Annotated in this window: 3 protein-coding genes and 2 pseudogenes; all 5 read right to left on the bottom strand. The window is 49.5% G+C overall.

Annotated elements, in window-relative coordinates:
• Positions 1-149: 149 nt before the first annotated feature.
• Complete coding sequence (locus Q0Y54_RS09785; RefSeq protein ID WP_297967020.1) at positions 150-1820, bottom strand: ShlB/FhaC/HecB family hemolysin secretion/activation protein; 1671 nt, start codon at positions 1818-1820, stop codon at positions 150-152.
• A 1458-nt stretch (positions 1821-3278) separates the two neighbouring features.
• Entirely contained in the window at positions 3279-3815 is a 537-nt protein-coding gene (gene cobO, locus Q0Y54_RS09780) for a cob(I)yrinic acid a,c-diamide adenosyltransferase (RefSeq protein ID WP_297967017.1), read from the bottom strand.
• The gene (locus Q0Y54_RS09775; protein WP_297967016.1) at positions 3794-5155 is read right to left on the bottom strand and encodes an MATE family efflux transporter; all 1362 of its coding nucleotides are present in this window, start codon (positions 5153-5155) and stop codon (positions 3794-3796) included. Before Q0Y54_RS09775 ends, cobO begins: the two co-directional genes overlap by 22 nt.
• Positions 5156-6634 (bottom strand): annotated as a pseudogene (locus tag Q0Y54_RS09770) (DNA translocase FtsK); the annotation flags it as partial.
• A gap of 1545 nt (positions 6635-8179) precedes the next feature.
• Positions 8180-8536, bottom strand: a pseudogene (locus tag Q0Y54_RS09765) (DNA translocase FtsK 4TM domain-containing protein); the annotation flags it as partial.
• Positions 8537-8953: the final 417 nt, after the last annotated feature.

The following is an 8953-nucleotide window of genomic DNA, read 5'->3' as shown; positions in this document are numbered from 1 at the left end:
CTAGAGCTCATCTGCATCCTTCGGATTTGCTTCGCTAAGATTTCATAGTAAAAATAAATTTACGCATTCTTCTAATCATAGTATCGTAAACATTTACCAAAAACTTGTATCAAAGGGCCGCCCACATTTAAAATTACCAAAAGCTTGTATCAAAAGGTGGCTGACAATGAAAAATTAATTCTTGTGCTGTCCACCTTATTTTCATAAAAATCCTTTTTAAATGGGAAGCCGATGGTTAATGTGCCATAGATATCCTTGTATTGAGCCTCAAGACCCAGACCGGCACTCATTAGGGTTTTATGCTCCATCCCCACGTCCCCGCTTATGGTGCCCCAGTCAAAGAATGGGAACAGGGAAACGCTTCTGTCCTTATTCAGGGGAATATGATATTCCAGGTTGGCGGTGAGGCCCTTGGTGCCGCCGATAAAGCCTTCCTCGTAGCCCCGAACGCTGTTGACACCGCCAATGAAGAAGCGATCCGAGGAGGTCAGGTAGCTGTTGGCACTCCACTGGCCCTCTATCCGGGCCTGCCAGAATTGTCCGCTCCCATACCGTTTCTGCCAAAAGGCGCTGAGGCGATACAGCTTGGCCGTATTGGACACGCCGTAGAGACTGCGGTTCCGGGCGAATACGAAGGAATGCTTATGATAAAGGACGGAGGAATTGCCATAATGGGTAAAGGATACATAGGGTATCACCCGATGGATTTTATCATCCACCCAGGGCTCCACGCCAAACTCCGTTCCATGGCCAAGCTCCGTTTTGGTGGTCTGATACACGTATTGAAGGCCCATTTCATGATGTGAAGACTCAGTTATGGAAAAGGGCACCCGCCAGGTCAGGGAAAAGGATTGGGCCTTTCCCTGAACCCCCAAGGGCTTCAGCTCCCCGCTGGTTATTTCCGTTCTGTTGCCGGAATAGGCCAAGTCCAACCGCATTCCCCGCTGGGAAACGGGAAAGCTGTAGCCCATGGACCAGGCCTTGGTGCCCTGGCTGCGGATAAAGCTGGCCCGCAGGGCATCCCGGTTGCCGCTGAGGCTTCTCATGGTGTAGAACAGGCCCTGACGCCAGCGGCCGCTATTTTCATAGCCATCGTTGTCCGTATACAGGGACACAGTCTGATTTTTCGGTTCCAGAACAATAATTTCATAGTCGGTGGTTTCTTCCTTGGTACCGGGCTTTATCACTACCCGAAGCTGTACGTCATTGGTACCATGGAACCAGCGTAAATTCTCGTTGAGCTTATCTATATTGGCCACCTCACCTGTCTGCAGACCCAGGCGTCCCGTAATGTAGTCTTCGTTGGTGTAGCGGTTTCCCGTTATGGTAATGGCCTCTGTCCGCCCTTCAACCAGGTGTATTGAAGCCACCCCATCGTGAATTCGGCGATTAAGCACGGCCCCGCAGGTCATGTAGCCCTTGTCACGGTACAGGGCAGTGATTTTGTCCGTCATTTCCAGCAGGTCCTTGGCGGTAATCTGACGACCTACATAGCCATCGGTAATGCCCTTAATTTCCTCCTGGGTGAGAATTTCCGAAGGATTATGCTCGATCCCCTTCAATTCAAAATGAACCTCTGATTCATCTATCTCCACCGATGGGGTATTGCCCTGCTCCACCCGCTGCTTGCGCAGGGCCTCATCCTCGGCAATCTGTTCCCTCACCTGCTCCCATTCCATATCCCGGCGGTCCCGCTCCATTTGGGCACCAGCCCACAGAGAGCCTTCCGACCCAGCCTCGGCCACTCTATCCTGACCTGCCACCGGCAAACTCAACAGAACAGCTGCACAACAAGAAAAATAATGATAACCCTTCAACATGCTTTTCCACCTCATAAATTTCTTCTATCAGGATTCCCACATAAAGGGAATGCCAATTAATATACATCATTTTGAATATCCCTGCCCAAGCCTATAGGACTTACCACCTATTGGCAGCAGACAAAAAATTGCGTTCTTCTTAAACGCTTCTATAGATTTTTCAAAAATCCTTCTACGGGAAGTAATTTTAATTAATCTTTAATATTGTACCAAATTTAAAGGGATTTTGCTTCAAAAAAATTTTTCTGCTTAGATGATGCAAAAGGGGGAAATTCGATATTCCTAAAAAAGGCAGCTTAGCCTATCAATAAAAGGTCAGACTTTTTTCCCCCAGAAAAAAAAAGACAGTGGCTAAAAAAATGAATGAACGGAACCTCATGTTGGATACCACCATCAAAAAAGACATAAAAAAACGCTGATTAGCCACAGGCCAATCAGCGAAAAAGCAACTTTATAATATAAGGTGAGAGACAGTTGATGTGTCGGTTTCCTCCTTTAAGGAGGTGGTGACTATGAGTCTATATGAAAAGCTATCCTTGCTGATAGCCATTCTGACGCTTATCGTTACCGTGTTTAATCTGTTGAAGTAAATCCTCAGATAAAGACAAAACCGACCATTCGCCGTGGTCGGTTTCTAAAGAATACTCCGAGGAAGCTGACTACCACCATCAGCTGTCTCTTTTCTTATAGTGATTATATCATTAATCTGATTTCATATCAATAGTTATTGCAGCTCAGTTGCCCACTGGGAATACCTCATCCGCCCTTCGGGCACCTTCCCCAGAGGGGAAGGCTTAATATAAGGCCAATGACATGGATAAGAAACAGCTATCCTTGCTGATAGCATTCCTAACTCTTGTAGCTACCTGGCTTAGTCGTAGAAAATAAACTTTTCATGATAAAAGCAGAAGCCGACCACTGCAATGGCCGGCTTCTTAAGACAAAAATCCGAGGAGCTGACTAACGCCATCAGCTGTCTCTTTTTCTTACACTCATTGTATCATTTATCCGATTTAATATCAATAGCTATTGAAGCTCATTTGCCCAGGCTAGGCCGGTGATTATATCACCGACCACTCCCCTACAAGACAAGCTCATTCCACTCACGTCGCAAGGGAAGGCTATTGTGCCGGTGATAATTATCTTGAACAATAGACGGAGCTGCGTGAAGAAAATATTTTTTGCACACAAAAATTAGCTGGAAAAATTATCTGTCTGAGCAAAGCGAGTTATAATTTTTCCAGCTATTTAATTTAAAGCAAAACAATATTTATACTACAAAATCTTAGCAAATCAAGTCCGTAGGACGCAGATGAGCTTTAGATTTCGTTGTAAGGGCGTAGGGCGAAACATTGTTTCGCACGAAGTTTAGTAGCTCGGTCGTGTGAAAGATAATATCACCGGCCACTCCCCTACGAGACAAGCTCATTCCACTCACGTCGCAGGGGGAAGGCTTTTTTAGAATTCTATGCCCCTTTGGGCTTTTATGCCCTGTTGGTAGGGATGCTTTATCAACCTCATTTCCGTAACCAAATCCGCCATATCGATGATTTCTTCCCGGGCATCACGGCCGGTGAGGACAACATGGAGCTCAGGGGGACGCTTGGCCAGCAGAGTCTTCACCTCTTCAACAGTTATCAGCTCAAACTTCACTGCATAATTTATTTCGTCCAAAATTATCAGGTCATATTCCCCGGAGGCAAAGGCTTCCCCAGCTTCTTTTAGGGCCTCCTGGGCAGCTGCAATATGCTCTGCCTTGTCATCAGTGTTTCGCTGAAAGCCCTTGCCCAGCCGTCTCAGCTCAATATGGCCATCTATCTCCCCCAGCCTTTTTATGGCTTCAATTTCCCCGTATTTCCAGCCCCCTCTAATAAACTGCAATATGAGAACCCGCAGGCCATCGCCCCAGGCACGCATGGCCAGTCCCAGGGCCGCCGTGGTTTTTCCCTTGCCATTTCCCGTATGGACGATGATTAAGCCATTTTTTTCTTCCATAGCTTTCTCTCCACTCTGTTAAACACATGAATATACAGTCCCACAATTACAAATACAGTAACGCTCCAGCTTATTGGATATACGGCCATCAGCACCTCAAAGGTTGGGTATTCCGCAAATATTGAATACACATAAAAAACACGGAAAACGCATACACCCAGCATACAGGCTATGGCCGGAACCAGGGAATAGCCTACCCCCCGCATGGCCCCGCTAAGGGTCTCAATGAATATATTGATGACCTCAAAGGTGAGAACATACCGGATACGGATTGCGGCGTATTCCAAAACAACGGGATCGGCGGTAAATATCTCCGACAGGGGATACGCAAATACCGCGAAGGCTATGCTTACCGAACCAGTTATCAAAGTGCTTATCCCCAGGGTTACCTTTATAACCCGGCGACAGCGGGCAATATTTTTGGCACCGTAGTTCTGCCCCACAAAGGTAGTAGCCGCCTGGGAAAAGGCCTGCAAAATAAAGAAGCCGGCAAACTCAAAATTCAGGGCTACTGCCGTGGCCGCCACCACCTCAGCCCCCAAATTATTCAGGGCCACCTGAATTATTACATTGGAAAAGGAGAACACCATGCCCTGAAACCCGGTGGGCAGACCCACCTTGCAGATGTGGAGGAGCACGGATTTATCCACCCACAGCTTATCAAAGCGCAGCTGCATTGGCCCCTGTTCATGATGGAGCCAATAAACCATCAGACCGGCACTGGCACAGCTGGCCATTACCGTAGCTATGGCCACTCCTTCCACAGCCCAGCCCAGCTGGGTGACAAAAAACACATTCAACAGCACATTGATGGTACCGGCACACAGCATGGCGTAAAGGGGCCGTTTGGTATCCCCCTTGGCCCGCAGCAGAGAGGCCCCAAAATTATACACCAGCATAATGGGCACGCCCCCCATGAGAATACGGAGGTACAGCACCGCCTGGTCCATAATATGCTCCGGGGTATCCACCATGCGCAAAATATCCGGGGCAAAATACACCCCAAAAACCGCCAGCACAGCCCCGCTGGCCAGGGCCAGCACTATAGATGTATGGATGGTCTTTTTGATGCGCAGATAATCCTTGGAGCCAATTCGCATGGCACAAACCACATTGGCACCGATGGACAGGCCAATAACCAGATTTAGCATAAGGTTAATCACGATGGCGTTGGCCCCCACGGCCGCCAAGGCATCCCTACCCACGAACTGACCTACTACAGCAACATCCGTTGCATTGAACAGCTGCTGCATAATACTGGTACAGGCAAGGGGGATGGCGAATTTCAATATCTTGTCCCAGATACTGCCCTCCAGCATATTTATTTTACCTATTGCCACTTACTTCTCTTCCTTCAAATGTTCTTCCAGCTTATCCATAATTTCAAAGGCCTGATCCTCAGTTACAAGGATTTCCCGGGGCTTGCTGCCCTGGGGCGGCCCCACAATTTTTAACTGCTCCATGGTGTCCAGGAGGCGTCCGGCCCGGGTAAAGCCAATGTGATAGCGGCGTTGGAAGCTGGAGGCTGAGGCGTTGCCGGTCTGCATGACCAGCTCCACTGCCTGACGCAGCAGCTCATCCACGCTGCTCTTGGTCTTGCCATTATCCTCTTCACCGCCCTCGGCCTCCTGCTCAGCCTTGTTGGTAAAATCAATAATCTCCTGATTAATCTCCAGCTTATGGCCCTGCTGCTTGATGCGCTCCACCAACAGCTCCACATCGGCGTCGCTGACAAAGGCCCCCTGAACACGGGCCGCCTTTGGCTCGGTCTGGGGCTTAAAGAGCATATCGCCCTTGCCCAGCAGCTTTTCTGCTCCCGCCGAATCCAATATGGTACGGGAATCGATCTGGGAGGTAACGGCAAAGGAAATACGGGATGGAATATTGGCCTTAATCACACCGGTAATTACGTTGACCGATGGCCGCTGGGTAGCCAGTACCAGATAAATACCGGCAGCACGGGCCTTCTGGGCCAGACGGCAAATGGCATCCTCCACATCGTGAGGAGCCACCATCATAAGGTCAGCCAGCTCGTCGATGATGATTACTACTGAGGACATCTGCTTGTCCTTTTCCTCGGCATAATATTTATTATAGGTTTCAATATTCTTGACCCCGGCCTGGGCAATAAGGCCATAGCGCTTTTCCATTTCCTGCACAGCCCAGTTAAGTACCGAGGCGGCCTTTCGGGCATCGGTAACCACCGGTACCATCAGATGAGGAATATCATTATAAATGGACAGCTCCACCATCTTCGGGTCAATCATAATAAACTTGACCTCATCCGGCTTTGCCTTAAACAGAATACTGGTAACAATGGTGTTGATACATACCGATTTACCGGAGCCGGTGGCACCGGCTACCAATAGGTGAGGCATATCCGCCAGATTGCCGAAAATTGCCTTGCCACTGATATCCTTGCCAAAGCCCACTGTCAGCTTTGACTTGGCCTCATCAAAGGCCGGATTTTCCAATACCTCCCGGAGGGGAACGCTTTCCAGCTTGCGGTTCGGCACCTCAATACCAATGGTGGACCGGTTGGGAATCTGTTCAATGCGCACCGAGGTCGCCGCCATACTCAGGGCGATATCGTCCGCCAGGCCGGTAAGCTTGTTCACCTTGACCCCGGGAGCCAGCTTTACCTCATAGCGGGTAACAGCCGGACCATGGGTAGCCCCTAAAATAGTGGCATTTACCTTAAAGTCCTTTAAGGTCTGGGCCAGCACCTTGGCCTTGGACTGGATTTCGGCCTCCAGCTTGTCATCCTTTTCCTTGACGACCTCCTTCAGCACATCCCGTACATCAGGCACCTCATAGGGTGGCAGCTCTTCCTGCTCTTCCTGCTCTTCCTCCTGGGCCTGATTGCTCAACCGGGCCTCCTGGGCCAGCTCCTCCACCAGCCCGGCGGCAGCCGCGGCTCCGGCGGCCTTGGCAGTCTCCAGGGCAGCGGCAGCTTCCCCAAGGGCCTCTGCCGGGCCCTCCTCCTCCGGCAGGCTTTGAGTAAAGGAGGATTCTCCCTTATGGTCGGCACTGAAATCAATTTTGAAATCCCGGTCAACACTGTCCGCCGATGCGTCAACAGCCTCTACCAATGCCTCATTGCCATTCACTGGTGGCTCGGCAGCAGCCGCCGACATATCAAAGGGCTGCCCAGGAGCTTCACTACCTGCCTCCGGCCCATCAAATACTTCCTCCGGTATATCGAGTTCATTTGCCGCCTCCACCGTGTCCACAGTCTCTGAAGGAACAGCTTCATCGGTGAACACTGAGGCAGGAAAGGTAAAGGAGTCCGCCGCCCCGTCAGCCTCCTTTTCATGGACAGCCACATCATCAGCTTCATTATCAGCCAAAGCATCATTTTCATGGTCAGCCATATCATCAGCGTCATTATCGCTATAGAGAAGGTCGTCAATAGAGGCTACAATCATTGGTCGGCTGGTATCCAGAATGCTGTCTTCCCCTTCAGCCTCCTCCAGCTCCCGGATAGCCTCATTGTCCTCCTGCTGCTCCATCAGGAAATCCAGGTCCTCCTCGGATTCCGGTGCCTCCACCGCCTGGGGTGGTTCAGCCTCTTCATCATCTAAATCAGCGGCAAATTTGCCCTTCAACCGCCAATTATCAAAGGTTCGGGGGCCGATTTTATTTACCCGGACATTTTTGAAGCCGGAGGTGTCCAGATTTTTAAGATTATTATCCAGCTTCCCGGCAGCCCTATGGGCATATTCGCTGATATACTCCTCCTCCGCTGCCGGGCTGGCGGCAGCAGTATTAGCAGTATTCAGCTGAGGCCCATCGAAAACGGACTCATAAAGGCCGTAGCCGGAGGTGGATTGACTTTGATAATCCGGACCATTATTAAGGGCCCCATAAGCTGCTGATCCATTATTAACGAAGGCATAGGGGTCTGATGCATTATTAAGGGAGGCAATGCTGCCTGATCCATTATTAACGGGAATATGACCCTCATCCAGACCAAAATCCGGCCCATCAAAGGGCTGCTGATTGGACCGTGGTGACGGTGCCTGCCATTCCGGCATATTGTCCCGTTTATTTACCTCAATTATCGGTTCAATATCCCCCCCTGAACCGGAGGAAGCCGTGGTATTTTGGTCAAAATATTCCTGATTACCGTTATTGTTCATTGGGTTTGCTTCATTAGTAAAGGAGTCATCCTGAGCCTGGTCGTAAAAGGAATTTCTGCTCTTACATTTCTGTACCTGCTCCTCTACGTGATTTTGTACCCGATTCCCCACCTTGCTGCCTACGGCCTTGGCATTATCATATACCACCTCGGCCATATCCATGGCCACATCGGCCCCTTTTTCCGAAACAGCCTTGGTGGTCAAAATCCCCTGGGCCAAAGACCATGGGGTTGCCAGCAAAATGGAGCCAATAATGGCCGCCATGAATATAATGGTCGTTCCGGCATTGCCAAGGGGCTTGTGGAGCAAAAAGGTTAACAGCCCTCCCACCAGGCCGCCGCCATCAGCCAGGCTGGTGGGCAATATCTCGGAGCCAATGGGAATAACCATGTGATGATACAAGCCCAATAAGGAAATGAGCAGCAGGACTACCCCCACCGAGGTTTTGGAAAAGCCTACCCGTCTGTGCTGCATAATATGGTAGCCGCCCACCACCAGAAACAACAGGGAAACCACTGCCGAGCCGATGCCGAAGCCATACTTTAGAAATTGGGCAACGTATTTGCCAATGTAGCCCACATTCAGCCCGGCCAAGCCGCAAAGGGAAATAAGGCCAAATGCCACAAATAATACACCAGCTATCTCTGATTTACGGGTGGAGGCTTCTGTAGGGACCTCCCCGGAATTGTTCACATCCTCTTTGATGGTTTTCCCTCTGGTATTTGATTTATTTTTAGTATCTTTTTTCTCCTTCGCCTTGGAGGAGCGTTTAGTTACTTTTTTCTGCAAAATATTCACCCCATTATTGTAAAAGACTATCTTACAGTATAACAAAAAATAACAAATAATAAAAGGCTTGGGACAGGCCCAAGCCTTTTGAACAGAAGTTTTAAAAAAATCAAATGCCTTCCTTTTTCTTTTTCATTTTCTCCGAAGCCCATACCACGATACAGTACAGAACCGGAATGAGGAAAATCCCCAAGGCAGTGGCGAAGA

The organism is uncultured Anaerovibrio sp., from assembly GCF_947302755.1.
In the GTDB taxonomy this organism is placed as follows: domain Bacteria; phylum Bacillota; class Negativicutes; order Selenomonadales; family Selenomonadaceae; genus Anaerovibrio.
Note: the sequence above shows the minus strand (reverse complement) of the source record. Positions and strands in the feature narration are given on the sequence as shown.

Coding starts and splice junctions, on each gene's coding strand:
- Q0Y54_RS09785 (WP_297967020.1), bottom strand. CDS start 1,820: ATGTTGAAGGGTTATCATTATTTTTCTTGTTGTGCAGCTGTTCTGTTG.
- cobO (WP_297967017.1), bottom strand. CDS start 3,815: ATGGAAGAAAAAAATGGCTTAATCATCGTCCATACGGGAAATGGCAAG.